Origin of the sequence: Streptomyces sp. NPDC048521 (assembly GCF_043199855.1) — a bacterium.
Taxonomy (GTDB): Bacteria; Actinomycetota; Actinomycetes; order Streptomycetales; family Streptomycetaceae; genus Streptomyces.
Map to the genome: position 1 here is coordinate 143,330 of NZ_JBICWR010000006.1, position 25,909 is coordinate 169,238.

23 protein-coding genes are annotated in these 25,909 nt (G+C 70.8%); 3 read left to right on the forward strand and 20 right to left on the reverse strand.

Annotated elements, in window-relative coordinates; translation table 11 throughout:
* Positions 1-5: 5 nt before the first annotated feature.
* The 5 genes from rpsD to ACGFRF_RS16505 all read right to left on the reverse strand — a co-directional run bounded on the left by rpsD (position 6) and on the right by ACGFRF_RS16505 (position 5,551).
* A complete protein-coding gene (gene rpsD / locus ACGFRF_RS16485; RefSeq protein WP_301975067.1) occupies positions 6-620 on the reverse strand; it encodes a 30S ribosomal protein S4 in 615 nt (204 codons plus the stop codon).
* A 305-nt stretch (positions 621-925) separates the two neighbouring features.
* Positions 926-2,281, reverse strand: coding sequence for a replication-associated recombination protein A (locus ACGFRF_RS16490; protein WP_393740363.1), 1,356 nt, complete (start codon positions 2,279-2,281; stop codon positions 926-928).
* Between the two features lie 62 nt (positions 2,282-2,343).
* Entirely contained in the window at positions 2,344-3,000 is a 657-nt protein-coding gene (locus ACGFRF_RS16495; RefSeq protein ID WP_393740365.1) for a vitamin K epoxide reductase family protein, read from the reverse strand.
* Positions 3,001-3,567: 567 nt separating this feature from the next.
* On the reverse strand, positions 3,568-4,830 hold the full coding sequence (gene hisS, locus ACGFRF_RS16500; protein ID WP_393740367.1) for a histidine--tRNA ligase: 1,263 nt from the start codon (positions 4,828-4,830) through the stop codon (positions 3,568-3,570).
* Positions 4,831-4,843: 13 nt separating this feature from the next.
* Positions 4,844-5,551 (reverse strand): MBL fold metallo-hydrolase, encoded by a 708-nt coding sequence (locus ACGFRF_RS16505; protein ID WP_393740369.1) that lies wholly within the window; start codon positions 5,549-5,551, stop codon positions 4,844-4,846.
* 169 nt (positions 5,552-5,720) lie between these two features.
* Between ACGFRF_RS16505 and ACGFRF_RS16510 the strand changes: the two genes are divergently transcribed.
* Both ACGFRF_RS16510 and ACGFRF_RS16515 read left to right on the forward strand, forming a co-directional pair.
* The gene (locus ACGFRF_RS16510) at positions 5,721-6,551 is read left to right on the forward strand and encodes a peptidylprolyl isomerase (RefSeq protein WP_393740371.1); all 831 of its coding nucleotides are present in this window, start codon (positions 5,721-5,723) and stop codon (positions 6,549-6,551) included.
* Between the two features lie 155 nt (positions 6,552-6,706).
* Positions 6,707-7,936: a DUF349 domain-containing protein gene (locus ACGFRF_RS16515; RefSeq protein WP_393740373.1), complete on the forward strand. Its 1,230-nt coding sequence runs from the start codon at positions 6,707-6,709 to the stop codon at positions 7,934-7,936.
* Between the two features lie 112 nt (positions 7,937-8,048).
* On the opposite strand, the gene relA is transcribed toward ACGFRF_RS16515, so the two are convergent.
* The 15 genes from relA to pgsA form a co-directional block, all read right to left on the reverse strand.
* Positions 8,049-10,586, reverse strand: a complete 2,538-nt coding sequence (gene relA, locus ACGFRF_RS16520; RefSeq protein ID WP_393740375.1) for a GTP pyrophosphokinase — start codon at positions 10,584-10,586, stop codon at positions 8,049-8,051.
* A gap of 207 nt (positions 10,587-10,793) precedes the next feature.
* Entirely contained in the window at positions 10,794-11,333 is a 540-nt protein-coding gene (locus ACGFRF_RS16525; RefSeq protein ID WP_393740377.1) for an adenine phosphoribosyltransferase, read from the reverse strand.
* Positions 11,330-12,439, reverse strand: a complete 1,110-nt coding sequence (gene secF, locus ACGFRF_RS16530; RefSeq protein ID WP_393740379.1) for a protein translocase subunit SecF — start codon at positions 12,437-12,439, stop codon at positions 11,330-11,332. The genes ACGFRF_RS16525 and secF overlap by 4 nt, the downstream gene beginning before the upstream one ends.
* A 3-nt stretch (positions 12,440-12,442) precedes the next feature.
* Positions 12,443-14,227, reverse strand: a complete 1,785-nt coding sequence (gene secD, locus ACGFRF_RS16535; RefSeq protein ID WP_393740381.1) for a protein translocase subunit SecD — start codon at positions 14,225-14,227, stop codon at positions 12,443-12,445.
* A 142-nt stretch (positions 14,228-14,369) separates the two neighbouring features.
* On the reverse strand, positions 14,370-14,906 hold the full coding sequence (gene yajC, locus ACGFRF_RS16540; RefSeq protein ID WP_393740383.1) for a preprotein translocase subunit YajC: 537 nt from the start codon (positions 14,904-14,906) through the stop codon (positions 14,370-14,372).
* A gap of 190 nt (positions 14,907-15,096) precedes the next feature.
* A complete protein-coding gene (ruvB, locus tag ACGFRF_RS16545) occupies positions 15,097-16,167 on the reverse strand; it encodes a Holliday junction branch migration DNA helicase RuvB (protein WP_393740385.1) in 1,071 nt (356 codons plus the stop codon).
* 25 nt (positions 16,168-16,192) lie between these two features.
* The gene (gene ruvA / locus ACGFRF_RS16550) at positions 16,193-16,798 is read right to left on the reverse strand and encodes a Holliday junction branch migration protein RuvA (protein ID WP_393740387.1); all 606 of its coding nucleotides are present in this window, start codon (positions 16,796-16,798) and stop codon (positions 16,193-16,195) included.
* A complete protein-coding gene (gene ruvC, locus ACGFRF_RS16555; RefSeq protein WP_393740389.1) occupies positions 16,795-17,334 on the reverse strand; it encodes a crossover junction endodeoxyribonuclease RuvC in 540 nt (179 codons plus the stop codon). The genes ruvA and ruvC overlap by 4 nt, the downstream gene beginning before the upstream one ends.
* A gap of 161 nt (positions 17,335-17,495) precedes the next feature.
* Positions 17,496-18,248 (reverse strand): YebC/PmpR family DNA-binding transcriptional regulator, encoded by a 753-nt coding sequence (locus tag ACGFRF_RS16560; RefSeq protein ID WP_393740391.1) that lies wholly within the window; start codon positions 18,246-18,248, stop codon positions 17,496-17,498.
* Positions 18,249-18,296: 48 nt separating this feature from the next.
* On the reverse strand, positions 18,297-18,902 hold the full coding sequence (gene pdxT, locus ACGFRF_RS16565) for a pyridoxal 5'-phosphate synthase glutaminase subunit PdxT (RefSeq protein WP_393740393.1): 606 nt from the start codon (positions 18,900-18,902) through the stop codon (positions 18,297-18,299).
* 18 nt (positions 18,903-18,920) lie between these two features.
* Positions 18,921-19,826, reverse strand: a complete 906-nt coding sequence (gene pdxS, locus ACGFRF_RS16570) for a pyridoxal 5'-phosphate synthase lyase subunit PdxS (protein WP_393740395.1) — start codon at positions 19,824-19,826, stop codon at positions 18,921-18,923.
* 127 nt (positions 19,827-19,953) lie between these two features.
* Positions 19,954-20,496, reverse strand: a complete 543-nt coding sequence (locus tag ACGFRF_RS16575; protein WP_393740397.1) for a hypothetical protein — start codon at positions 20,494-20,496, stop codon at positions 19,954-19,956.
* Positions 20,497-20,533: 37 nt separating this feature from the next.
* Entirely contained in the window at positions 20,534-21,697 is a 1,164-nt protein-coding gene (locus ACGFRF_RS16580; protein WP_393740399.1) for a glycosyltransferase family 4 protein, read from the reverse strand.
* Positions 21,694-22,602 (reverse strand): phosphatidylinositol mannoside acyltransferase, encoded by a 909-nt coding sequence (locus ACGFRF_RS16585; protein ID WP_393740401.1) that lies wholly within the window; start codon positions 22,600-22,602, stop codon positions 21,694-21,696. The genes ACGFRF_RS16580 and ACGFRF_RS16585 overlap by 4 nt, the downstream gene beginning before the upstream one ends.
* Positions 22,599-23,327: a phosphatidylinositol phosphate synthase gene (pgsA, locus tag ACGFRF_RS16590; protein ID WP_393740868.1), complete on the reverse strand. Its 729-nt coding sequence runs from the start codon at positions 23,325-23,327 to the stop codon at positions 22,599-22,601. Before pgsA ends, ACGFRF_RS16585 begins: the two co-directional genes overlap by 4 nt.
* 252 nt (positions 23,328-23,579) lie before the next feature.
* Between pgsA and ACGFRF_RS16595 the strand changes: the two genes are divergently transcribed.
* Positions 23,580-25,778, forward strand: coding sequence for an elongation factor G-like protein EF-G2 (locus ACGFRF_RS16595; RefSeq protein WP_393740403.1), 2,199 nt, complete (start codon positions 23,580-23,582; stop codon positions 25,776-25,778).
* Positions 25,779-25,909: the final 131 nt, after the last annotated feature.

Consider the following 25,909-nt stretch of genomic DNA (forward strand, 5'->3'; position numbering starts at 1 on the left):
CGGGGTCAGCGGGCGTAGTACTCGACGACGAGCTGCTCGTCGCAGATCACCGGGATCTCCTTGCGGTTCGGCTCGCGGTCCAGGCGGAACGCCAGGGCCCGGAGGTTCACCTGCAGGTAGCGCGGGGTCTCGCCGTCGGGGGCGAAGCCACCCTCACGGGCGATCTGGAAGAGCGTCTTGTCCTTGGAGCGGTCGCGGACCTGCACGACGTCGTCCGGGCGGACGCGGAAGGACGGCTTGTCGACCTTCTGGCCGTTGACCTGGATGTGGCCGTGGACGACCATCTGGCGGGCCTGGTAGATCGTGCGGGCGATGCCCGAACGCAGGACCAGGGCGTCGAGGCGGCGCTCGAGCTCGATGATCAGGGCCTCACCGGTCTTGCCCTGGACCTTGGAGGCACGCTCGTAGGCGCGGACGAGCTGGCGCTCGGACACGTCGTACTGCGCGCGCAGACGCTGCTTCTCCAGCAGACGGACCTTGTAGTCCGAGTTCTGCTTGCGGCCGCGGCCGTGCTCACCCGGCGGGTAGGGGCGGGCCTCGAAGTACTTGACGGCCTTCGGGGTCAGCGCGATGCCGAGGGCACGCGACTTCTTGACCTTGGGGCGGGACTGGTTCGCCACTGTCTCTGTCTCTTTTCGTGATGTCCGGCTTGTCAGGGTTAGGGAGGTCGCATCCGCAGCCGGGAAGACCCGTCGGGTCCGCAGGGGACCTGCCGGGCAGCCGCTTCCCTGGTCTGGGCACATACGTGCAGCACGCGAGTGGCCCACCGACCGTTCCCGGTACTTCGGGTGGTGGTGGGCTGCCCGCGACACCGTTCGACGGTGCGCGACGCTCCTGGAGTCAGTCCGCGAGGACTGGACCTCCGGCTGGCTGTCCCCGCTCTGACAGCACGGGACTCAGCACTTCGGAGCAGTCTACAGGGTGCTCAGGACCGCTTGCGACCGAGGTGGTGCCGCGTCCACTCCACCGCGTCGGCGTACCGGGCCTCGGCGCCGTGCCGGGTCGGCGTGTAGTACTCGCGCTCCTTGAGGGCGTCCGGGGCGTACTGCTGCTGGGCGATGCCCTCGGGCAGGTCGTGCGGGTAGACGTATCCCTGCGCGTGGCCGAGCTTGGCGGCGCCTTTGTAGTGGCCGTCGCGCAGGTGGGCCGGGACGGGGCCGGCCAGGCCCTTGCGTACGTCCTCCATCGCGGCGCCGATCGCGGTGGTCGCGGAGTTGGACTTCGGGGCGAGGGCCAGGGCGATCGTGGCGTGGCTGAGGGTGAGCGCGGCCTCGGGGAAGCCGATCATCGCGACGGCCTGGGCGGCGGCGACCGCGATCGGCAGGGCGTTCGGATCGGCCAGGCCGATGTCCTCGCTGGCGGAGATCATCAGGCGGCGCGCGATGAACCGGGGGTCCTCGCCGGCCTCGATCATGCGGGCCAGGTAGTGCAGGGCCGCGTCGACGTCGGAGCCGCGGATGGACTTGATGAGGGCGCTGGCGACGTCGTAGTGCTGGTCGCCGTCGCGGTCGTACTTCACCGCGGCCCGGTCGACGGTCTGCTCCAGTGTCTGGAGGCTGATCCCGGTCTCGCCCTGGTCCAGGGCGGCACCGGCGGCGGCCTCCAGGGCGGTCAGGGCGCGGCGGGCGTCACCGCCGGCGATGCGCAGCAGGTGCTCCTCGGTGTCCTCGGGGAGGCCGATGGCGTCCTTCAGACCGCGTTCGTCGCTCAGCGCGCGCCGCAGCAGGCCCCGGATGTCGTCGTCGGTGAGCGGTTCGAGGGTGAGCAGCAGGGAGCGGGAGAGCAGCGGGGAGATCACCGAGAAGTACGGGTTCTCCGTGGTGGCCGCGATCAGGGTCACCCAGCGGTTCTCGACGGCCGGGAGGAGGGAGTCCTGCTGGGCCTTGCTGAAGCGGTGGATCTCGTCCAGGAAGAGGACGGTCTCCTTGCCGAAGCCGCCGGTGGCACGGCGGGCGCCGTCGATGACCGCGCGGACCTCCTTGACGCCCGCGGTGATCGCGGACAGCTCCACGAACCGCTTGTCGGTGGCCTTGGAGACGACGTACGCGAGGGTCGTCTTGCCGGTGCCGGGCGGGCCCCAGAGGATCACCGAGGACGGTCCGGCGGGGCCGCCGTTGCCCTCGCCGACCAGTCGGCGCAGCGGGGAGCCGGGTTTGAGGAGGTGCTGCTGGCCCACGACCTCGTCGAGGGTGCGCGGGCGCATACGCACCGCCAGGGGACTGGCTGCCGGGTCCTTCTCCTGGCGTTCTTCTGCTGCGGCGGTGAAGAGGTCGGGTTCCACGCTGAAACCCTAGAACACCGCACTGACAATCGGGTCCGGGGATGTCGGCGGGGCCCCGCTCGTCAGCTGGTCCAGAAGTCCCACCAGCGGGTCAGCACCAGCATGCCGATGATGCCGACGTGCAGGACCGGCAGCACCCAGGTGAACTCGCCGAAGAAGGACTTCAGCGGGCGCGGGGCCGGCAGGAAGCCGTTGCGGACGTTGAACGAGGTGACGTACCAGAACATCGTGATCGTGGCGACCCAGGCCAGCGAGCACCACAGGCACAGCGCGTTGATCCGGTACAGGGACTGGAACTGCAGCCAGGTGCAGAAGGCGACGCCGAAGAGTGTGCCGAAGTTGAAGGTGAGCCAGTACCAGCGCGGGAAGCGGGCGCGGGCCAGCAGGCTCATGCCGACGCAGATGACGATGCCGTAGCAGACCAGGCCGAGCATCGGGTTCGGGAAGCCGAAGGCGGCGGCCTGCTTGCTCTCCATGACGCTGCCGCAGGAGACGACCGGGTTGAGGCTGCAGCCGGGGGTGAAGGTCTTGCCCGCGACCTTGGCCTCGAGGATCTTGAACTTGTCGATCGTGATGACCCAGGCGGCCAGCAGTCCGGCCGCGCCGGTGATCACCAGCAGGATGGCGAAGGCGCGGCTGCCGCCCAGCGCGCGGGGTGCGTCGGCGGCACGCTCGGGCCCGGGCTCCGTGGAGACGTCTTTGACTGTCGTCTTGCTCATCACGCCGATTCCGTCACTTGAGAGTCGGACCAACTTCGGGCAGGGCCATTGTGCCGCACGGGCCTGTGTGCCCACCGTTCGCTGCACATAAGGAGGTACGGACGTAGTCACGGATCGTTCGGTTCCGGCCGATGCTCGGGGGCATGACAGCACACGCGAACGACGCCGCGGCGGACGTACGGCGACAGCGTGGGCGGCACGGGGAGGTGACGGGAGGGGACGTGCTCGGTCCCGGCATCCGGCGCGCTGAGGTGTTCGGCCTGCTCGGATCCGGTGGGGCGGGCGAGAGCACCACGGTGGAGATCCTGTGCGGCAGCGGATCCCGGGACGGGGGCGAGGTCCCGGTCCTCGGCGGCCCGGCGACGGGCACGCGCGCGTGGAGACCTCGTGCAGACGGCGTCCGGCAGGACGAATCCCCGCCCGCCGCGTTGACGGCCCGTGCGACGGTACGGCACTCGACCCGCTCCTGCCCGCGGCCGCGCGACGCGGGCGCAGGTGGTGACGCGTGCGGGACGGGGTGCCGGACCGGCGGGAAGGGCGCCGGGGACGCCGGCGCCCTTCTGCTCACTAGCCGAGCCGGGACTCCAGTTCCGCCACGATCTCGTTCACGCCGATCGCCGTCTGCTCGCCGGACTCCATGTCCTTGAGCTGGACGACGCCCTCGGCGAGGTCGCGTTCGCCGGCGACGACCGTGTAGCGGGCGCCACTGCGGTTGGCGTTCTTCATGGCGCCCTTCAGGCCCTTGGCGCCGTACGAGAAGTCCGCCGCGATGCCGACCTTGCGCAACTCGGTGACCTTCGCGAACAGCACGCGGCGGGCCTCCTCGCCGAGCGGGACCGCGAAGACGCTGGTCGTGGCCGGGATGGCCAGCTCGACGCCCTCGGCCTGCAACGCCAGCACCGTGCGGTCGACGCCCAGGGCCCAGCCGACGGACGGCAGTGCGGGGCCGCCGATCATCTCGGACAGGCCGTCGTAGCGGCCGCCGCCGCCCACCGCGGACTGGGAGCCCAGGCCGTCGTGCACGAACTCGAAGGTGGTGCGGGTGTAGTAGTCCAGGCCGCGCACCAGCTTGGGGTCGTCCTCGAAGGCCACGCCCGCCGCCGTGATCAGGTCGCGGACCTCCTCGTGGTACGCCTTGCAGGCGTCGCAGAGGTAGTCACGGAGCAGCGGGGCGCCGGTGAGCTGCTTCTGCACCGACTCGCGCTTGTCGTCGAGGACGCGGAGCGGGTTGATCTCCGCGCGGCGCAGCGTGTCCTCGTCCAGGTCCAGACCGCGCAGGAAGTCCTGCAGCGCGGACCGGTACACCGGCCGGCACTCCTTGTCGCCCAGGCTGTTCAGCAGGATGCGGAAGTTCCGGAGGCCCAGCGAGCGGTACGCCTGGTCGGCCAGGATGATCAGCTCGGCGTCCAGCGCCGGGTCCTCGGCGCCGATCGCCTCGGCGCCGACCTGGGAGAAGTGGCGGTAACGGCCCTTCTGGGGGCGCTCGTAGCGGTAGTACGAGCCGGAGTACCAGAGCTTGACCGGGAGGTTGCCCGCCTTGTGCAGGTTGGCCTCCAGGGCCGCGCGCAGCACGGACGCGGTGCCCTCGGGGCGCAGGGCCAGCTTGTCGCCGCCCTTGGTCTCGAAGGCGTACATCTCCTTGGTCACGATGTCGGTGGACTCGCCGACCCCGCGCGCGAACAGTTCGACGTTCTCGAAGCCGGGTGTCTCGATGTAGCCGTAGCCGGAGTTGCGCAGCGGGGCCGCGATGGCCTCGCGGACCGCCAGGTACGTGGCCGAGTCCGGCGGGATCAGGTCGTAGGTGCCCTTGGGTGCCTTGAAGGTGCTCACGAAAGCTCTCTCGTCACATTCCTCGTCGGGGAGCCTCGGCGGCTCCCTGGCCGGCGGCCACCTGCCGCAGATACGGGTTGGTGGCGCGCTCCTGCCCGATGGTCGTCTGGGGGCCGTGCCCGGACAGCACCACGGTGGAGTCCTCGAGCGGCAGGCACACGCGGGCCAGCGACTCGAGCATGTCCGTCATGGATCCGCCCGGCAGGTCGGTGCGTCCGATGGAGCCGGCGAACAGCAGATCCCCGGAGAAGAACACCGACGGGACGTCGGTCGTCTCGGGCATCCGGAAGGTCACCGACCCCTTGGTATGGCCCGGCGCGTGCGCGACGGAGAACGTGAGGCCGGCCAGCTCCAGCGTGGCGCCGTCGGTCAGTTCCTTGACGTCGTCCGGCTCCCCCACGGTCAGCTCGCCCATCAGGGGCATGCCGATGGAACGGCCGAGCGACCTCTCCGGGTCGCTCATCATGTACCGGTCCTCGGGGTGGATCCAGGCCGGTACGTCGTGTGCCCCGCAGACCGGGACGACCGAGGCCACGTGGTCGATGTGGCCGTGGGTGAGGACGACGGCGACGGGCTTGAGCCGATGCTTCTCCAGTGCTTCCTCGACGCCTTCGGCGGCCTGGTGGCCGGGGTCGATGATCACGCACTCCTCACCGGCGGCGGGGGCGACGAGATAACAGTTCGTCCCCCAGGCCCCGGCGGGGAACCCGGCAATGAGCACGATCGTCCTTCGTTGTGTCGATTACAGGCGGCTTCAGCTGCAGTCAGAGCCTACCGGCGCTGCCGTTTCCTCAGCGAACCCATATACGGTACGGGGCTACACGCAGCGGTCGGCTCACGAGGACGTACGCGTACCGCCCGACACACGACACGCATGAGGAGAGAACCCGGTGGTCAGCCAGGAGCAGCGGCGGCGTCAGCTCGCCCGGGAGAAGTTCTTGCGGCAGCAGCAGCGGCGCACCCAGGCACGGCGCAAGGCGCGCCTGCGCAACTCCGTGATCGCGTCGGTCCTGGGCGTGGTCGTGATCGGCAGCGTCGCGCTGTACACGACCGGCGTGCTGAAGGACGGCGACAAGCAGGAGAACGCCGCCGCCGAGGTCACGCCCAGCGCGACACCGACGAGCAAGGCGCCGGACCCGTGCGAGAAGCCGGCGGCCGGCTCGGTGAAGAAGCTGAGCTGGAAGAAGGAGCCGGCGATGACGATCGACACGTCGGCGAAGTACACGATGAAGCTCGCGACGACGTGCGGTGACATCGACATCGCGTTGAACGCGTCGGCGGCCCCGCACACGGTGAACTCGTTCGACTTCCTCGCGGGCAAGGGCTACTTCGACCACACCAAGTGCCACCGGCTCACCGCCGAGGGGATCTTCGTGCTGCAGTGCGGCGACCCCCAGGGCACCGGGATGGGCGGCCCCGGCTACACGATCCCGGACGAGAACCTGAAGGACAAGAGCCTCAAGGGCAACACGTACCCGGCGGGCACGGTCGCGATGGCGAACACGGGTCAGAAGCACACGGGCGGCAGCCAGTTCTTCCTGGTGTACAAGGACAGCCCGCTCCCGCCCTCGTACACCCCGTTCGGGACGGTCTCCGAGGCCGGTATGAAGGTGCTCAAGAAGATCGCCGCGGCCGGCGCCCAGCCCGCCGATCCGTCGACCGGCAACACCGCCCCGAACGCGACGGTCGTCATCGACAAGGCGACCGTCAGCAAGTCCTGACGTCGTCGCAGACCAGAGAACGGCCAACTGTGGAATTTCGGTCGCGCTGGATGCGGACAGGTAACCCGCTGGTCGCCTATGTTGGCCGTGACGAAACTGTGGACGATGCCCGGGGGTGCTGAGGCCCCTCGCAGGCATCATGTGGAGGAGGCGCTGTGAGCAGCGACCCGTGGGGCCGCGTCGACGAGACGGGGACCGTGTACGTGCGTACGGCCGACGGCGAGAAGGTCGTCGGTTCCTGGGCGGCCGGCTCCCCCGAGGAGGCGCTTGCCTACTTCGAGCGCAAGTACGAGGGCCTGGTTGTCGAGATCGGCCTCCTCGAGAAGCGAGTACAGACCACCGACCTGTCGGCGAAGGACGCCCAGGCCGCGATCGGCCACCTGCGCGAGCAGGTGGACGCGCACCACGCGGTCGGCGACCTGGACGCGCTGCGGGGGCGGCTGGACAAGCTCGTGGAGACCGTCGAGGCACGCCGCGAGGAGCGCAAGCAACAGCGGGCCAAGCAGTCCGACGAGGCCCGCAAGGCCAAGGAGGCGCTGGTCTCGGAGGCGGAGCAGCTGGCGCAGTCCGACCAGTGGCGGGCCGCCGGTGAGCGGCTGCGGGCGCTGGTGGACACCTGGAAGGGGCTGCCGCGGCTGGACCGCAAGTCCGACGACGAGCTGTGGCACCGCTTCTCGCACGCCCGGTCGGCGTTCTCCAAGCGCCGCAAGGCGCACTTCGCGCAGCTGGACGCGCAGCGCGAGGAGGCCCGCAGGACGAAGGAGCGGCTGGTGGCCGAGGCCGAGGCGCTGTCCGCCTCCACGGACTGGGGTCCGACGGCCGCCCGCTACCGCGAGCTGATGGCGGACTGGAAGGCCGCGGGCCGCGCCCAGCGCGAGCACGAGGACGACCTGTGGAACCGCTTCCGCGGCGCCCAGGACGTCTTCTTCGCCGCCCGCAGCTCGGTGTTCGCCGAGCGGGACGCCGAGCAGGCCGAGAACCTGAAGCTGAAGGAGGAGCTGGCCGAGGAGGCCGAGAAGCTCCTGCCGATCACCGATCTGAAGGGCGCCCGGGCCGCCTTCCGCTCGATCAACGAGCGCTGGGAGGCCATCGGTCACGTCCCGCGGGACGCGCGTCCGAAGGTCGAGGGCCGGATGCACACGGTGGAGCGGGCGATCCAGGAGGCCGAGGAGGCCGAGTGGCGCCGGACGAACCCGGAGGCACGCGCGCGTGCCGAGGGTCTGACCGGTCAGCTGCAGGCGGCCGTGGACAAGCTGACGGCGCAGATCGAGCAGGCGCGCGCCCAGGGCAACAACGCCAAGGCCGACAAGCTGGAGCGAGAGCTGGAGGGCCGCCAGGCGCTGCTGGACCAGGCTCTGAAGGGCCTGCAGGAGTTCGGCGGCTGATACCCCCGTCGCTCGTGCCGAGGGCCCCGTACGCCCGTACGGGGCCCTCCGGCATGTCCGCGGTTTCCTCGCGGGCTCCTGGCGGGCCCGACTGGAACCGACTGTGAACCGGCTACGACCGGCTGCGGCCCGAGGTGACGCGGTAGACGTCGTACACGCCCTCGACACCCCGTACGGCCTTCAGGACGTGGCCGAGGTGCTTGGGGTCGCCCATCTCGAAGGTGAACCGGGAGGTGGCCACCCGGTCGCGGGAGGTCTGGACGGCCGCCGAGAGGATGTTGACGTGCTGGTCGGACAGGACGCGGGTGACGTCGGACAGCAGCCGGGAGCGGTCCAGCGCCTCGACCTGGATGGCGACCAGGAAGACCGAGGACTGGGTGGGCGCCCATTCGACGTCGAGGATGCGCTCCGGCTCGCGGGACAGTGAATCGACGTTGACGCAGTCGCTGCGGTGAACCGATACGCCGCTGCCGCGCGTGACGAAGCCGATGATCGGGTCGCCGGGTACGGGCGTACAGCAGCGGGCCAGCTTGACCCACACGTCGTCGACGCCCTTGACGACGACACCGGGGTCGGCGCTGGAGCGCCGCTTGCGACTGCGGCTGCGGGACGGCGGGACCGTCTCGTCGATCTCCTCGCTGGCGGCCTCCTCGCCGCCGAGGGCCTGGACGAGCTTCTGCACGATGTTCGGTGCGGAGACGTGGCCCTCGCCGATCGCCGCGTACAGCGCCGAGATGTCCGAGTAGCGCATCTCGTGGGCGAGCGTGACGAGCGAGTCGCCGGTGAGGATGCGCTGGATCGGCAGGTTCTGCTTGCGCATGGCGCGGACGATGGCGTCCTTGCCCTGCTCGATCGCCTCGTCCCGGCGTTCCTTGGAGAACCAGGCCCGGATCTTGTTGCGGGCGCGCGGCGACTTGACGAACCCGAGCCAGTCGCGCGACGGACCCGCGCCGGCCGCCTTGGAGGTGAAGACCTCCACGAGGTCGCCGTTGTCCAGGGTGGACTCGAGCGGTACGAGTCTGCCGTTGACCCGCGCTCCTATGGTGCGGTGGCCGACCTCGGTGTGGACGGCGTACGCGAAGTCGACGGGCGTCGCCCCCGCGGGCAGGGCGATGACGTCGCCCTTGGGCGTGAAGACGAAGACCTCGTTGCGGGAGAGGTCGAAGCGCAGGGACTCCAGGAACTCGCTGGGGTCCTCGGTCTCCTTCTGCCAGTCCAGCAGCTGCCTGAGCCACGCCATGTCGTTGATGGCGTCCTTGTCCTTGCCGGACGCCTTCGGGACGTCGGTGCGGACCTTGGAGGCGCCGGCGACGGCCTCCTGCTTGTACTTCCAGTGCGCGGCGATGCCGTACTCGGCGCGGCGGTGCATGTCGAAGGTGCGGATCTGCAGTTCGACCGGCTTGCCGTTGGGGCCGATCACCGTCGTGTGCAGCGACTGGTACATGTTGAACTTGGGCATCGCGATGTAGTCCTTGAACCGGCCGGGGACCGGGTTCCATCGCGCGTGCACCGTGCCGAGGGCGGCGTAGCAGTCGCGGACCGTGTCGACGAGGACGCGGATGCCCACCAGGTCGTAGATCTCGGCGAAGTCGCGGCCGCGCACGATCATCTTCTGGTAGACGCTGTAGTAGTGCTTCGGGCGGCCGGTGACGGTCGCCTTGATGCGGGCGGCGCGCAGGTCGGACTGGACCTCGTCGGTCACTATCGCCAGGTACTCGTCCCGCTTCGGGGCGCGCTCGGCCACCAGCCGTACGATCTCGTCGTACATCTTGGGGTAGAGGATCGCGAACGCGAGGTCCTCCAGCTCCCACTTGATGGTGTTCATGCCCAGGCGGTGGGCGAGCGGCGCGTAGATCTCGAGGGTCTCGCGCGCCTTCTTCTCCTGCTTCTCGCGCTTGAGGTAGCGCATGGTGCGCATGTTGTGCAGGCGGTCGGCGAGCTTGATGACCAGGACGCGGGGGTCCTTGGCCATGGCGACGACCATCTTGCGGACGGTCTCGGCCTGCGCGGCCTCGCCGAACTTGACCTTGTCCAGCTTGGTCACGCCGTCGACGAGCAGGGCGACGACGTCGCCGAAGTCGCGGCGCAGGTCCTCCAGGCCGTACTCGGTGTCCTCGACCGTGTCGTGCAGCAGGCCCGCCATGAGGGTGGCCGGGTCCATGCCCAGCTCGGCGAGGATGGTGGTGACGGCGAGCGGATGCGTGATGTACGGGTCGCCGCTCTTGCGCTTCTGGCCGCGGTGCCAGCGCTCGGCGACCTGGTAGGCGCGCTCGATCTGGCGCAGCGTGGAGTTCTCGATCTTGGGGTCGTTGCTCCGGACTATCCGCAGCAGCGGCTCCAGCACCGGGTTGTAGGGGTTCGCGCGCTGGACGCCGAGGCGGGCGAGGCGGGCGCGGACGCGGTTGGAGGAGCCGCTGCGGGCCGGCGGGGCGGGGGGCTGGCGCACCACGGGCGGCTGTGCCGGACGCTCGGCCGGGGCCGGCTTGGGTCGCGAGGCCTCGGCGCCCTTCTCGACGGACGCGGACTGGGCGTGCTCGACCGACCCGCGGGTGTCGTTCTTCGCGTTGGACGCGTTCGGCGCGGGTTTCGCCGTGGCGGCCGAGGCGGACTCGGGCTTGGCGGCGGTCAGTGGCTGGGCCTCGTCTGGCAAGAGGACTCCTCGTGCGCGATCCGGGTCCCCCGGTCAGGCTCCGGAGACCCCATGGTAGCGATCCTGCGCGTAGTCATCGCCTTCAGGCGGATGTGAGGACCGTGTACCCGTGGAACGCGGGGGACTCGCGTGGGATTCCGCACCGCCGGTACGGCGACGGCCGCCCCGGGGGTACCGGGACGGCCGTTCCCTGTGCGTGCCGAGGGGTCAGACCTGGAGCAGGGCCTCCACCGGCGCCCCGTTCAAGGCCGGCTCCAGTCGGGCGCGGCCTTCCAGGAAGCCCAGTTCCATCAGCACCGCGACGCCGCAGACGTCGGCGCCGGCGCGATGGATGAGCTGGACCGCGGCCTCGGCGGTACCGCCGGTGGCGAGGACGTCGTCCACGATCAGGACGCGGTCGCCGGAGGCGATGTCCTCGGCGTGCACCTCGATCTCGGCCGATCCGTACTCGAGGTCGTAGGCCTGCCGGAGGGTCGCGCCGGGCAGCTTGCCCGCCTTGCGGACCGGGATGAAGCCCAGGCCCGCGCGGACGGCGACCGGAGCGCCGAGGATGAAGCCGCGGGCCTCCAGGCCGACGACCTTGGTCGCGCCGGTGTTCGCGGCGATCCCGGCCAGGGTGTCGGTGAGGGCCGTGAACGCGGCCGGGTCCGCCAGGAGCGGGGTGATGTCCTTGAACATCACGCCCGGCTCCGGGTAGTCGGCGACGTCGCGGATGCGGCTGAGCAGCAGCTCCTGGATGTCCGTCATCGGCGCTTCCCCGAGGGTCGGCCACGGCCCCGGCTGCGGGACGCGGGCTGGTTGCGCGGGCCCACGACGGCGGGAGCGGCGTCGTCGGAGTCGTCACCGCCGGCGGAGTGGTCCGGTGCGAGGTCCTCCTCGGCGGCGGCCTGGGCACGCTTGGCCAGGACCCGCTTCTTGAGCGCCTTCATCGCCGGCTCGCGCTCCTTGAGATCGGCCACGAGCGGCGTGGCGATGAAGATCGAGGAGTACGCACCGGCCGCGAGGCCGACGAACAGCGACAGCGAGATGTCGTTCAGGGTGCCGGCCCCGAGGAAGCCGCCACCGATGAACAGCAGTCCGGCGACCGGCAGCAGGGCGACGACCGTGGTGTTGATCGAGCGGACCAGCGTGCCGTTGATCGACCGGTTGGCGATGTCGCTGTAGGTGAAGCGGGTCTGCTTGGTGATGTCCTTCGTCTGCTCCTTGAGGCTGTCGAAGACGACGACCGTGTCGTACAGCGAGTAACCGAGGATGGTCAGCAGACCGATGACCGTACCGGGCGTGACCTCGAAGCCGACCAGGGCGTAGATACCGGTCGTGATGGTGATGTCGTGGATCAGCGCGACCAGTGCCGCGACGGCCATGCGCCACTCGAAGGCGATCGCCAGGTAGATCACGACGAGGACCATGAAGATCGCCAGGCCCTCCCAGGCCTTGTTGGCGATCTGCTCGCCCCAGCTCGGGCCGACCAGGTCGGCGGCGAGCTTCTCGGGGTCGAGGTTCAGGTCCTTGGCCAGCTCCTGCTTGATCCTGTCGGACTGGTCGGTGTCGATGCCGGCGATCTGGATGCGCAGGCTGCCGTTGCCCAGCTTCTGCACGATCGCCTCGTGGCCGGAGGCTTCGTCGGCGTACTCCTCCGCCTTGGCCACCGAGGTGCTCATCTTGGTGGGCGTCGTGAAGACCGCGCCGCCCTGGAACTCGATGCCCATGTTCAGGCCGCGCACCGCCAGGCCGACGATGGCCGTGATGGTGATCAGGATCGAGACGCCGTACCAGATCTTGCGCTTGCCTACGAAGTCGTAGCTGATCTCGCCGCGGTGCAGCCGGGCGCCGAGGTTGCCGAGTTTCGACATCGCTCAGGCCTCCTTCGGGTCGACAGGGCCGGCGGGACCGGCGGGACGGCGAGTGCGGCGCAGTGGCGGCTTGGCGCCCAGGCTCTTCGGGTCGAGCCCGGACCACTTGTGGCCGTTCGCGAAGAAGGCGCGGCGGGCGAGAAGCGTCATCAGCGGCTTGGTGAAGAAGAAGACGACGACCACGTCGAGCACCGTGGTCAGGCCCAGTGTGAAGGCGAAGCCCTGCACCTTGCCGACGGTGACGATGAACAGCACCGCGGCGGCGAGGAACGACACGAAGTCGGAGACCAGGATGGTGCGTCGGGCGCGCGGCCAGGCCCGCTCGACGGCGGGGCGCAGCGTGCGGCCCTCGCGGATCTCGTCCCGGATGCGTTCGAAGTACACGATGAACGAGTCCGCGGTGATACCGATGGCGACGATGGCACCGCAGACGGCCGGCAGGTTCAGCGCGAAGCCGATGGCCGGGCCGAGCAGCGCCATGATCACGTAGGTGAGGATCGCGGAGACCACCAGGGAGGCCATGGCCACGACCGACAGGCCGCGGTAGTAGACCACCAGGTAGATCACGACCAGCGCGAGACCGATGGCGCCGGCCAGCAGACCGGCGTGCAGCTGCTCACCGCCGAGCGCGGCGGTGACGGTGGTGACGGACTGCTCCTGGAAGGACAGCGGCAGGGCGCCGTAGGACAGCACGTTGGCGAGGCTCTGCGCCTCGTCCTGCTTGAAGCTGCCGGAGATCTCCGCCTGGCCGCCGGTGATGGCCTGCTGCACGAAGGGGCTGGAGATGACCTCGCCGTCGAGGACGATGCCGAACTCGTTCTGCGGCTGCTGCTTCTGGGCCAGCTCGCCGGTGATGTCGGCGAACTTGTCCGCACCCTTCTTGGTGAAGGTCATCTGGACCTGCCAGCCGGAGGCGCCCTGGGTGTCGAAGACGGCCTGGGCCTTCTTCACCTCGGTACCGTCCACGGCGGCCGGGCCGAGCAGGTACTTGTACCAGACCTTGTCGATCTCGCCGCAGGCCACGGTGGTCTCGCCGGGCTTGGCGTTCTTGCCGGCGTTGGCGCGGTCCGCGGGCTTGGTGCAGTTCAGGGCCGCGTACTGGGCCTGGAGCTTGGAGGTGTCCGCACCACCGCTGGAGGAGGCCGAGGGCGTGGGCGACGGCTTGGAGCTGCCGGAGGCGGAGCCGCTGGGCGACGGGGTCGAGTCGGCCTTCAGCGCGTCGGTGACGGCGCGCCCCTGGGAGGTCGCCGTGGCCGTGGGGGACGCCGAGCCGGAGGAGGACGCCTTCTGCTTGGCGGAGGCGCTCGCCGACGGGCTCGTGCTCGGGTTCGGCGAGGAGCTGCCGCTGGAGGAAGCGCTCGGCGAGGGGCTCGGCGTGGCGGAGCCGCTGGGCTCGCTGGCCAGGACCGGGCGGAAGTACAGCTTGGCGGTGGTACCGACCTGCTCCTGGGCCTCCTTGGAGTTGGTGCCCTTGGGGATGTTGACGATGATGTTGTCGTTCCCCTGGGTCTGCACCTCCGCCTCGGAGACGCCCAGGCCGTTGACACGGCGGTTCATGATGTCGACCGCGGTGTCCATGTTGGCCTTGTTGATCGCGGACCCCTGGTCGGCCTTCGCCTTGAGCGTGATGCTCGTGCCACCGGCGAGATCGATGCCGAGACGCGGAGTCTTGTGCCCGGAGGCGAACATCCCCCCGGTCAGCGCCACGATGGCGATCAGGATGAGGGCCAGCGAGCGCCCTGGCTTGCTCTGGGCGCTCGCGCTTCGGCCCCTCTTAGGTGCTGCCACCTTCTCGTACTCCCTCTCGGGCCGCCCCGCGCCCGGTCGGCGCGGTCGGCCATGACATGGTGTCGGGTTCCCGTGCGGGAAACAGACGCGCCCGGGGTGCGCAGGGCGTCATCATGCCGCCGCCGCGCACCCCGGGGCGCGACTACTTCGCGTCGGAGTCGCCGTCGGTCTTCTTCGGCTCGTCCTTCGCCTGGGCCTCGGCGGCCTGGGCCGCTTCGGCCTTGTCCTCGGCGGCCTGGACCGCGTCGGTCCCGCGCTCGGCGGCGTCCTTCTTACCGAGGTCGATCTTGTCGTCGGAGGCGGCGGCAGCGGCGGCAGGCTCGTCGGTCTCGTCGGTCTCGGTGAGGGAGGAGGCGTCGTCCGGGACGATGTCGGCGTCGGACTTCAGGTCGTGCTCGATGCCGTGCACGATGCGGTTGTACTCGTCGTCGCTGAGCACGGCGCCGATCGCGTTCTTGGCGAAGAGGAGGTCGACGCCCGGAGCGGCGTCGAGAAGGACGGTGTCCTCGTTGACCTCCTTGACCGTCGCGTACATCCCCCCGATCGTGCGGACACCGGAGCCGGGCTGCATCTCGTTCCGCATCTGGGCAGCCTGCTGCTGCTTCTTCTTGGCCGAGCGTGTCATCAGGAACATGGCCGCGATGAGCACGATGAAGGGGAGAAGGGTAAAGGCATTCACGGGACGGGGTTTCCTTCGCGCGACCGCGACGGAGAGCGGCCTTTGGGATGGGGGTGTGGGTCGGCGCCGCCCGCAAAGGCGGCATCGGCGGAGTCTAAGCGAGTCCACACGCATGGAACAACGCTCAGCATGGCACCTGGGTTCCTGCCCCGGCCAATGGCCTCGCCGTCACGGAACGATCACGTCGCCGTCACGTCCCGAAGAGGTCCTGTTGTCCGTTTCCCCCCGACGCCGAGCGGGGCGGGGTCAGGCCGAGATGGGCCCACGCGGCGGGCGTGGCGACACGGCCGCGCGGGGTGCGGGCGAGCAGTCCTTCCCGGACGAGGAACGGTTCGGCGACCTCCTCGACGGTCTCCCGCTCCTCCCCCACCGCGACGGCGAGGGTGGACAGGCCGACCGGGCCGCCGCCGAACAGCTTCAGCAGGGCGACGAGCACGGCGCGGTCGAGCCGGTCCAGGCCGCGCGCGTCGACCTCGTACACGGCGAGGGCGGCCGCGGCGATGTCGCGGGTGATCACGCCGTCCGCCTTGACCTGCGCGTAGTCGCGGACGCGGCGCAGCAGGCGGTTGGCGATGCGGGGCGTGCCGCGGGAGCGGCCGGCGATCTCGGCGGCGCCGTCCGGCTCTATCTCGACGTCCAGCAGGTGCGCCGAGCGGTGCACGACGCGCTCCAGTTCGTGCGGCTCGTAGAACTCCATGTGCGCGGTGAAGCCGAAGCGGTCGCGCAGCGGGGGCGGCAGCAGGCCTGCGCGGGTGGTCGCGCCGACCAGGGTGAACGGGGGCAGTTCGAGGGGGATGGCGGTGGCGCCGGGGCCCTTGCCGACGATGACGTCGACGCGGAAGTCCTCCATCGCCATGTACAGCATCTCCTCGGCGGGCCGGGACATGCGGTGGATCTCGTCGAGGAAGAGGACCTCGCCCTCCTGGAGGGAGGAGAGGATCGCGGCGAGGTCGCCGGCGTGCTGGATCGCGGGGCCGGAGGTGATGCGGATGGGGGCGCCCATCTCGGCCGCGATGATCATCGACAGGGTGGTCTTGCCGAGGCCGGGCGCGCCGGAGAGCAGCACGTGGTCGGCGGTGGCGCCGCGCGCGCGTGCGGCGCGCAGGACGAGGTCGAGCTGTTCGCGGACCTTCTCCTGGCCGATGAACTCGCCCAGGTCCTTGGGGCGCAGGGCGGCCTCGACGGCCTGGTCCTCCCGGTCGGCGACCGAGTCCACCAGCCGCTCCGCGGCGGAGGTGTCGGTCGTGTCGTCCCAGTTCACGAAGTCTCCTAGCGGGTGGCGCAGGTCAGCGGGCGCGGTTGAGGGTCTGCAGGGCGGCCTTGAGCAGCTGGCCCACCTGCGGCGTGCCACCGGCGGCCTCGGCCTGGGGCGCCACGGCGGCCACAGCCTCGTCGGCCTCGCGGGTGGCGTAGCCGAGGCCGATCAGGGCGGCGTGCAGCTGGTCGCGCCAGCCCTGGCTGACCGGGGCGCCGAGGGCGGGGGCGCCGAGGGGCTCGCCGAGGCGGTCCTTCAACTCGAGCAGCAGCTTCTGGGCGCCCTTCTTGCCGATGCCGGGTACGGCGGTGAGGGCCTTCTCGTCACCGGTGGCGACGGCGCGCCGCAGCGCGTCCGGGGTGTGCACGGCCAGCATGGCCTGGGCCAGTCGCGGGCCGACACCGCTCGCGGTCTGCAGCAGCTCGAAGACCTGGCGTTCGTCGTCGTCGGCGAACCCGTACAGGGTGAGCGAGTCCTCGCGGACGACGAGGGAGGTGTGCAGCTTGGCGGGCCGGCCGATCCGCAGCGTCGACAGCGTGTCGGGCGTGCACTGGACGGCCATGCCGACACCGCCGACCTCGACGACCGCGGCGTCGGGGGCGAGCGCGGCGACCGTGCCGCTGACGAAGGCGATCATGCCGTACGGCCTTTCGTTGCGTGGGCGGTGTGCAGGGCGACGGCCTGCTGGAGCCGGTTCTGGGCGGGGGCGCGCCAGATGTGGCAGATGGCGAGCGCGAGGGCGTCGGCGGCGTCGGCCGGCTTGGGCGGCGCGGCGAGCCGGAGGAGCCGGGTGACCATGGCCCCGACCTGCACCTTGTCGGCACGGCCGCTGCCGGTGACGGCGGCCTTGACCTCGCTGGGGGTGTGCAGGGCGACGGGGATGCCGCGCCGGGCGGCACACAGCATGGCGACGGCACTGGCCTGGGCGGTGCCCATCACCGTGCGCACGTTGTGCTGGCTGAAGACGCGCTCGACCGCGACGTACTCGGGCCGGTGCTCGTCCAGCCACTGCTCGAGACCCTGTTCGACGGCGAGCAGGCGGTGACTGAGATCGGCGTCCACGGGGGTCCGTACGACCCCGACGCCGACCATGGTGAGCGGGCGCCCCGCGACCCCCTCGACGACGCCCACACCGCAGCGGGTCAGCCCGGGGTCCACCCCCAGTACGCGCACGCGCCCCTCCCTTCGAAGACTCCGTCTCCCCCAGCTGCCGCTGGGCGGTACCCCCAGTTCGTGCAGGCTATCGGGTGCCACTGACAACGCCTCGCACCGACGCCCGACAACGCGACGGGCCGACGGGGTGTGTCCCGTCGGCCCGTCACCAGCCGTGTGCTTCAGGCGTCGACCTTCTCCATGATCTCGTCGCTCACGTCGAAGTTGGCGAAGACGTTCTGCACGTCGTCGCTGTCCTCGAGAGCGTCGATCAGCTTGAAGATCTTCTTGGCGCCCTCCTCGTCCAGCTCGACCTGCATGGTCGGGACGAAGTTGGCCTCGGCGGAGTCGTAGTCGATGCCGGCCTCCTGGAGGGCGGTGCGGACCGCGACCAGGTCGGTGGCCTCGCTGATGACCTCGAAGGTCTCGCCGAGGTCGTTGACCTCCTCGGCACCGGCGTCCAGGACGGCACCGAGCACGTCGTCCTCGGTCAGCTCGCCCTTGGGGACGATGATGACGCCCTTGCGGTTGAACAGGTACGACACCGAACCCGGGTCGGCCATGGAGCCGCCGTTGCGGGTCATGGCGACGCGGACCTCGGAGGCGGCGCGGTTGCGGTTGTCGGTGAGGCACTCGATCAGCACCGCCACACCGTTCGGGCCGTAGCCCTCGTACATGATCGTCTCGTAGTCGGCGCCACCGGCCTCGAGACCGCCACCGCGCTTGATGGCGGAGTCGATGTTCTTGTTGGGGACCGACTGCTTCTTGGCCTTCTGGACGGCGTCGTAGAGGGTCGGGTTGCCCTCGACGTCCACGCCGCCCATCCGCGCCGCGACCTCGATGTTCTTGATCAGCTTCGCGAAGAGCTTGCCGCGCTTGGCGTCGATCACGGCCTTCTTGTGCTTCGTCGTGGCCCATTTAGAGTGGCCGGACATCTGCCTGTCTCCTTCGCGTAACCCATCTCTGTACGAACGCCAGAGATCCTACAAGGACTCCGCTGTCCGGTTCGCGTGCACCATGTCGACGAACAGGGAGTGCACGCGGTGGTCGCCGGTCAGTTCCGGGTGGAACGACGTGGCGAGCGCGTTGCCCTGGCGGACGGCGACGATGTGGCCGTCGTGCTCGGCGAGCACCTCGGCCCCGGCGCCCACGGACTCGACCCAGGGGGCGCGGATGAAGACGCCCTGCACGGGATCGCCCTCGACGCCCTCGACGGCGACGGCCGCCTCGAAGGACTCGTTCTGCCGTCCGAAGGCGTTGCGGCGCACGATCATGTCGATGCCGCCGATGGTCTCCTGGCCCGAGCGCGGGTCGAGGATCTTGTCGGCGAGCATGATCATGCCGGCGCAGGTGCCGTAGACGGGCATGCCGTCGCGCACGCGCGCGCGGAGGGGCTCCATCACGCCGAAGAGCACGGCCAGTTTGGAGATGGTGGTGGACTCGCCGCCGGGTATGACGAGGCCGTCGACCTCGGCGAGTTCTTCGGGGCGCCGCACCGGCCTGGCCACGGCGTCGGCCGCGGCCAGGGCGATGAGGTGCTCCCGTACGTCGCCCTGGAGGGCCAGGACGCCTATGACAGGAGTGTTCATGGGGTGATGTACCTGCGCTTACCAGCCGCGGTTGGCGTAGCGCTCGGCCTCGGGGAGGGTGTCGCAGTTGATGCCGACCATGGCCTCGCCGAGGTTGCGGGACGCGTCCGCGATGATCTTCGGGTCGTCGTAGAAGGTGGTGGCCTTGACGATGGCGGCGGCGCGCTTGGCCGGGTCGCCGGACTTGAAGATGCCGGAGCCGACGAACACGCCCTCGGCGCCGAGCTGGCGCATCAGGGCCGCGTCGGCCGGGGTGGCCACGCCGCCGGCGGAGAAGAGGACGACCGGGAGCTTGCCCAGCTCGGCGACCTCCTTGACCAGCTCGTACGGGGCGCGCAGCTCCTTGGCGGCGGCGTACAGCTCGTGGTTGTCGAAGCCGCGCAGCCTGGCGATCTCGTTCTTGATCTGGCGCAGGTGGCGGACGGCCTCGACGACGTTGCCGGTGCCGGCCTCGCCCTTGGAGCGGATCATCGCGGCGCCCTCGGCGATGCGGCGCAGGGCCTCGCCCAGGTTGGTGGCACCACAGACGAAGGGGGTGGTGAAGGCCCACTTGTCGGAGTGGTTGACCTCGTCGGCCGGGGTGAGGACCTCGGACTCGTCGATGTAGTCCACGCCGAGGGACTGCAGGACCTGGGCCTCGACGAAGTGGCCGATGCGGGACTTGGCCATGACCGGGATCGAGACGGCGTCGATGATGCCTTCGATCATGTCCGGGTCGGACATGCGGGCCACGCCGCCGTCCTTGCGGATGTCGGCCGGGACCCGCTCCAGGGCCATGACGGCGACGGCGCCCGCGTCCTCGGCGATCTTCGCCTGCTCCGGCGTGACGACGTCCATGATCACGCCGCCCTTGAGCTGCTCGGCCATACCGCGCTTCACGCGGGCGGTGCCGGTCTCGGGAGCCTGGTTGTCGATGGTGGACACGGGTGACCTCACTGAAGGGAAAGAGGGTTTCTGCTCCATCGAAGGAAACGCGAGTGGACCAGGCCACAGCAAGGGCCAATAGGAAGCCGGTGGATCCTTTTGGCCCCCTGCCGGTCGGGAGGGCCGGTCAGGACAGGCGCTCCACCAGGGCCGTCGGCGGTTCGTCGTCCATCTCGAAGGCCAGCGGGAACGGGGCGTGGCCGGCCAGCCGGAACCAGCGGACCTTGCGGTGCTCGCGCAGCCTGCGGGCGGCCCCGACGGCGTCGTTGTGGAAGCGGCGGGCCATCGGCACCCGGCGTACGGCCTCGGCCAGCTCATGGGCCGCCTCCTCGCCGCCCGGGGCCTCCCGCAGGGCCTCCACCTGCACGGGCTCCCCGAAGACCGCGCGCAGCGCCTGGCTCAGCTCGCTCTCGGCGACCTCCCGCTGCTCCTCCTCCGCCTGCCGGGCCGCGTGCGCGGCCTCGTACAGCACGATAGAGGCGGCCGGGTCGAGCACGCCCGAGGTCGCCAGTTCCTGCGCCACGGAGGCCCGTCGCAGCAGCTGGGCGTCGAGCGCGGCCCGGGCGGCGTCCATCCGTACGTGCAGCCGGTCCAGCCGCCCGGCCGTCCAGCTCAGGTACAGGCCGATCGCCACGAGTGCGACAAGGATCCAGATGAGGGTTGCGGTCACGGCCGAAGGCTATCGGCCGGCGGTGCGCGCCCCCCGGTCAGTCCCGCGCCAGTCCGAACCGGGCCCGTAGCCCCGTCGTGCGTTCGTCCGCCGCGACCGCCGCCGCGCCGGCCGTCACCGTCTCGTAGACGGACAGGATGTCCGCGCCCACCGTCGACCAGTCGAACCGCCGCACATGGGCGCTGCCGCGGTCGCGCAGCTCGGCCCGCCGCTCCGGGTCCGCCAGCAGCCGTAGGGCCGCCTCGGCCAGCGCGTCGGCGTCCTCGTTGGCGAACACCTCGCCCGCCTCGCCCTGGTCGAGGACCTGTACGAAGGCGTCCAGGTCGGAGGCGAGGACGGGGGCACCCGCCGACATCGCCTCGACCAGGATGATGCCGAAGCTCTCGCCGCCGGTGTTGGGTGCGACGTAGAGGTCGACGCTGCGCAGGAAACGGGCCTTGTCCTCGTCGCTGACCATGCCGAGGAACTCCACGCGCGAGCGCAGCTCCTTCGGCAGCTCCTCGACGGCCGCCTCCTCGTCGCCCCGCCCCGCGACCAGCAGCCGCGTCTGCGGGCGGGCGGCCAGGATCGTCGGCAGGGCCTTCATCAGGACGGGCAGGCCCTTGCGTGGTTCGTCGATGCGGCCGATGAAGCCGATCGTGTCGCCCTGCCACTCGGGCCTGGGCTCGGCCTGGGCGAAGAAGTCCACGTCGACGCCGTTGGGGATGACCACCGCGTCCCCGCCCAGATGCTCCACCAGGGTGCGGCGGGCGTACTCGCTGACCGCGATCCGCGCGCTGATCTTCTCCAGGGCGGCCTGCAGGATGGAGTACGCGGCGATCATCGCGCGCGAGCGGGGGTTGGAGGTGTGGAAGGTGGCCACGATCGGGCCGGAGGCCGCCCAGCAGGTCAGCAGGCCCAGTGAGGGCGACGTCGGCTCGTGGATGTGGACCACGTCGAACTTGCCGTCGTGCAGCCAGCGCCGCACCCGCGCGGCCGACAGGAAGCCGAAGTTCAGGCGGGCCACCGAGCCGTTGTACGGCACCGGGACCGCGCGGCCGGCCGAGACGACGTACGGCGGCAGCGGGGTGTCGTCGTCGGCCGGGGCGAGGACGGACACCTCGTGGCCGAGCCGGATGAAGTACTCGGCGAGGTCGCGGATGTGGAACTGGACGCCACCGGGCACGTCCCAGGAGTACGGGCAGACGATCCCGATTCTCACGAGGGTCCCTTCGCGGGGTCGAGGTCGGCGAGCCACAGGCGCTGGAGCATGTGCCAGTCCTCCGGGTGCTCGGCGATCCCGGCGGCGAAGGCGTCGGCCAGCGCCTGTGTCATGACAGACGTCTTCTCGGGCCGCGTGCCTGACTCCGGTACCTCGATCGGGGGGTGCACCTGGCCCTTCATCACGGGCGAGTCGTCGTACCAGAGCGTGACGGGCAGCAGCAGGGCGCCGGTCTGCTGGGCCAGCAGGGCCGGTCCCGCGGGCATCCGGGCGCGGTCGCCGAAGAAGTCGACCTCGACACCGGAGGCGGACAGGTCCCGGTCGGCGACCAGGCAGACCAGGCCGCCGTCGCGCAGCCGCCGGGCCAGGGTGCCGAAGGCGGAGCCGCCGCTGTGCGGGAGCACCTCCATGCCGAGGCCCTCGCGGTAGGCGACGAAGCGGTCGTACAGCGTCTCGGGTTTCAGGCGCTCGGCGACCGTGGTGAACGGCGTCCGCAGCTCGGTGGTGACCCAGGCGCCGGCCAGGTCCCAGTTGGCCAGGTGCGGCAGGGCGAGGATCACGCCCCGGCCGGAGGCGAGCCCGTCGGTGAGGTGGTGGAGGTCCTTGGCGGCGAAGCCGGCCTTCACCCGCTCGGGGCTCCAGGCCGGAAGCCGGAAGGACTCCATCCAGTAGCGCAGGTAGGAACGCATGCCCGCGCGCGAGAGTTCGGCGAGGCGCTCGGGACCGGCGTCGGGCACCACGCGCGCGTAGTTCGCCTCCAGGCGCTGCACGCCCTTGCCGCGCTGCTTCCAGGCGACGTCGGCGATGGTGCGGCCGAGGCGGACCGCGACGGGCTCGGGGAGCCTCTTGACGGTGCTCCAGCCGAGGCCGTACAGCGCGTCGGCGAGCCGGTCGGCGCTGCTCACTTCGCCGCCTCGCTCCCCTGGGACGCGTTGTCCTGCGCCGCCGCTTCCGCCTCGGCGGACTCGCGGCGGACGGTGACGACCCGCTGGATCAGCGTGACGAGGCTGCCCACGGCGACGATCCACAGGGCGATCGGCAGCAGCCACTGGATGCCCGGCACGCCGAACTTGTGCAGGCCCGCGAATCCGGCCGCGACCAGCGAGATCACCAGCCGCTCGGCGCGCTCGACGAGCCCGTTGACCGCCACCGGCAGCCCGATCGACTCGCCGCGCGCCTTGGTGTACGAGACCACCTGGCCGCTGGCCAGGCAGAAGATCGAGACGGCGCACAGGACGTTGTCGTTCCCGTTGCCCGCGTACCAGAGCGCGAAGCCGCCGAAGATCGCGCCGTCGGCGACCCGGTCGAGCGTGGAGTCCAGGAAGGCGCCCCAGCGGCTGGAGCGGCCCAGCTGGCGGGCCATGTTGCCGTCGACCAGGTCGGAGAAGACGAACAGGGTGATCACGACCGTGCCCCAGAAGAACTCGCCCATGGGGTAGAAGACCAGCGCTCCCGCGACCACACCGGCCGTGCCGATGAGCGTGACCGTGTCGGGGCTGACGCCCCGGCGGATGAGAAACGCGGCGAACGGTGTGAGGACACGCGTGAAGAATGCACGCGCGTACTTGTTCAGCATGGCCTTCCCGACGGTCGGTGTCGCCGCGGCCCTGGTGGCCACCGGCTGGCCCATCGTAGCCACGCGCGCGTGTGCGTGACGGGCGGGCACCCGCACCTGCCGTCGCGAACCGGTGCGCGCGCCCGCGCGCGGGGCGTGCGCGGCGCGATCGGTGCCCGCACGCACCGTTCGCGGTCCCTCGTATGGACGCAGGGTGACGGGAGTGGAAAGCTCGAAGGACCGCGGGCGTCGCCGGAGCCGCCAGTGCACGCGGGTCCCGCGTGTCCCGCGCCCACAGTGACCTCACCGTGCACGGGAGGCAGGATCATGGGCGACAAGACACAGACACACCCCGGAGCCGCCGGCAGGGCTCTGGCGGCCGACCGTCCCGCGTCCGTACGGAACGTGGTGCTGGTCGGCCACAGCGGATCGGGCAAGACGACTCTGGTGGAGGCCCTCGCGCTGACCGCGGGGGCGGTGAACCGGGCGGGCCGCGTCGAGGACGGCGGCACCGTCTCGGACCACGACGACATCGAGCACCGGCAGCAGCGCTCCGTACAACTCTCGCTGGTGCCGGTCGAATGGGACGGCATCAAGGTCAACATCCTCGACACCCCCGGGTACGCGGACTTCGTCGGGGAGCTCAGGGCCGGTCTGCGCGCCGCGGACGCGGCCCTCTTCGTCGTCTCGGCCGCGGACGGCGTCGACGGCTCGACGCGGATGGTGTGGGAGGAGTGCGCGGCCGTCGGCATGCCCCGCGCGATCGTGATCACGCACCTGGAGTCCGCGCGCGCGGACTTCGAGGAGATGACCCGGATCTGCGCGGAGGCCTTCGGCGGCGACGACCCGGACGCCGTCCTGCCCCTGTACCTGCCGCTGCGCGGCCCCGAGGGCCCCGACGGGCACGCGCCCGTGACCGGCCTGATCGGGCTGCTGTCGCAGAAGCTGTTCGACTACTCGACCGGCGAGCGCAAGGAGTCCGAACCCGGCGAGGACCAGCTGCCGGACATCGAGGAGGCCCGTAACCGGCTCATCGAGGGGATCATCGCCGAGAGCGAGGACGAGACCCTCATGGACCGCTACCTGGGCGGCGAGCAGGTCGACGTCAAGACGCTGATCGAGGACCTGGAGCGGGCCGTCGCCCGCGGCAGCTTCTTCCCCGTCCTGGCCGCCGCGCCGGCGGCCGAGGGCGCCAGGCAGGGCCTCGGCACGGTCGAGCTGCTGGAGCTGATCACCGGCGGGTTCCCGACCCCGTTCGAGCACCCCCTGCCCGGCGTCACCACCGTCGACGGCAAGCCGCGCGAGCTGAAGCCGTGCGACACCGGCGGCCCGCTGGTCGCCGAGGTCGTCAAGACCTCCTCCGACCCCTACGTGGGCCGCATCTCCCTCGTCCGTGTCTTCTCCGGCACCGTGCGCCCCGACCAGACGGTGCACGTCTCCGGGCACGGCCTGGCCGACCGCGGGCACGAGGACCACGACGTCGACGAGAAGATCGGCGCCCTGTCCATGCCCTTCGGCAAGCAGCAGCGGCCGGTGACGCACGCCGTCGCCGGTGACCTGGTGTGCGTGGCCAAGCTGGGCCGCGCCGAGACCGGTGACACGCTCTCCGCGAAGGACGACCCGCTCCTGATGGAGCCCTGGCAGATGCCCGACCCGCTGCTGCCCCTCGCGATCCAGGCGCACAGCAAGGCCGACGAGGACAAGCTCTCGCAGGGGCTGAGCCGCCTGGTCGCCGAGGACCCCACGATGCGCCTGGAGCAGAACCAGGACACCCACCAGGTGGTCCTGTGGTGCCTGGGCGAGGCCCACGCGGACGTCGCCCTGGAACGGCTGCGCAGCCGTTACGGCGTCCAGGTCGACGTGGTCCCGCACCGGGTCTCCCTCCGGGAGACGTTCGCGAGCAAGGCCGCCGGGCGTGGCCGGCACGTGAAGCAGTCCGGCGGGCACGGGCAGTACGCGATCTGCGAGATCGAGGTGGAGCCGCTGCCGGGCGGCTCGGGCATCGAGTTCGTGGACAAGGTGGTCGGCGGCGCGGTGCCCCGGCAGTTCATCCCGTCCGTCGAGAAGGGCGTACGGGCGCAGGCCGCCAAGGGCGTCGCCGCCGGCTATCCGCTCATCGACGTCCGGGTCACGCTCGTGGACGGCAAGGCGCACTCGGTCGACTCCTCCGACGCCGCCTTCCAGACCGCGGGCGCGCTGGCGCTGCGCGAGGCCGCCGCGGACGCGAAGATCCATCTGCTGGAGCCGGTGGCCGAGGTGACCGTGCTGGTCGGCGACGACTACGTGGGCGCCGTGATGAGCGACCTGTCGGGCCGGCGCGGCCGGCTGCTGGGCACCGAACAGGTGGGCTCCGGGCGGACGTTGATCCGCGCCGAGGTGCCCGAGTTCGAGATCGGCCGGTACGCCGTCGACCTGCGCTCGCTGTCGCACGGCACGGCCCGCTTCGACCGGGCCTACGCCCGGCACGAGCCGATGCCGCCGCAGATCGCCGAGCGGATCCGCGAACAGGCCGGGGAGGGCGCGTAGTTCCGCGGTGCCTGGCTCCGCGCGCGGGCGGGCGGCTTCGGCCGTCCGCCCGCGGACTGTCGGTGGTGGCGGATACGCTGATCACCTGATCACGTGGTGCCGCAGCCGTCCGGTAGTGGTCGGGTATCTGC

Bases quoted from the DNA above. Each gene is read 5' to 3' on its own strand.
- ACGFRF_RS16495 (WP_393740365.1), bottom strand. From the start codon at position 3,000: ATGAGCAAGACGACAGTCAAAGACGTCTCCACGGAGCCCGGGCCCGAG.
- ACGFRF_RS16525 (WP_393740377.1), bottom strand. From the start codon at position 11,333: ATGACGGACATCCAGGAGCTGCTGCTCAGCCGCATCCGCGACGTCGCC.
- secF (WP_393740379.1), bottom strand. From the start codon at position 12,439: ATGTCGAAACTCGGCAACCTCGGCGCCCGGCTGCACCGCGGCGAGATC.
- ruvA (WP_393740387.1), bottom strand. From the start codon at position 16,798: ATGATCGCCTTCGTCAGCGGCACGGTCGCCGCGCTCGCCCCCGACGCC.
- ACGFRF_RS16560 (WP_393740391.1), bottom strand. From the start codon at position 18,248: ATGTCCGGCCACTCTAAATGGGCCACGACGAAGCACAAGAAGGCCGTG.
- pdxT (WP_393740393.1), bottom strand. From the start codon at position 18,902: ATGAACACTCCTGTCATAGGCGTCCTGGCCCTCCAGGGCGACGTACGG.
- pgsA (WP_393740868.1), bottom strand. From the start codon at position 23,327: ATGGGCCAGCCGGTGGCCACCAGGGCCGCGGCGACACCGACCGTCGGG.
- ACGFRF_RS16595 (WP_393740403.1), top strand. From the start codon at position 23,580: ATGGGCGACAAGACACAGACACACCCCGGAGCCGCCGGCAGGGCTCTG.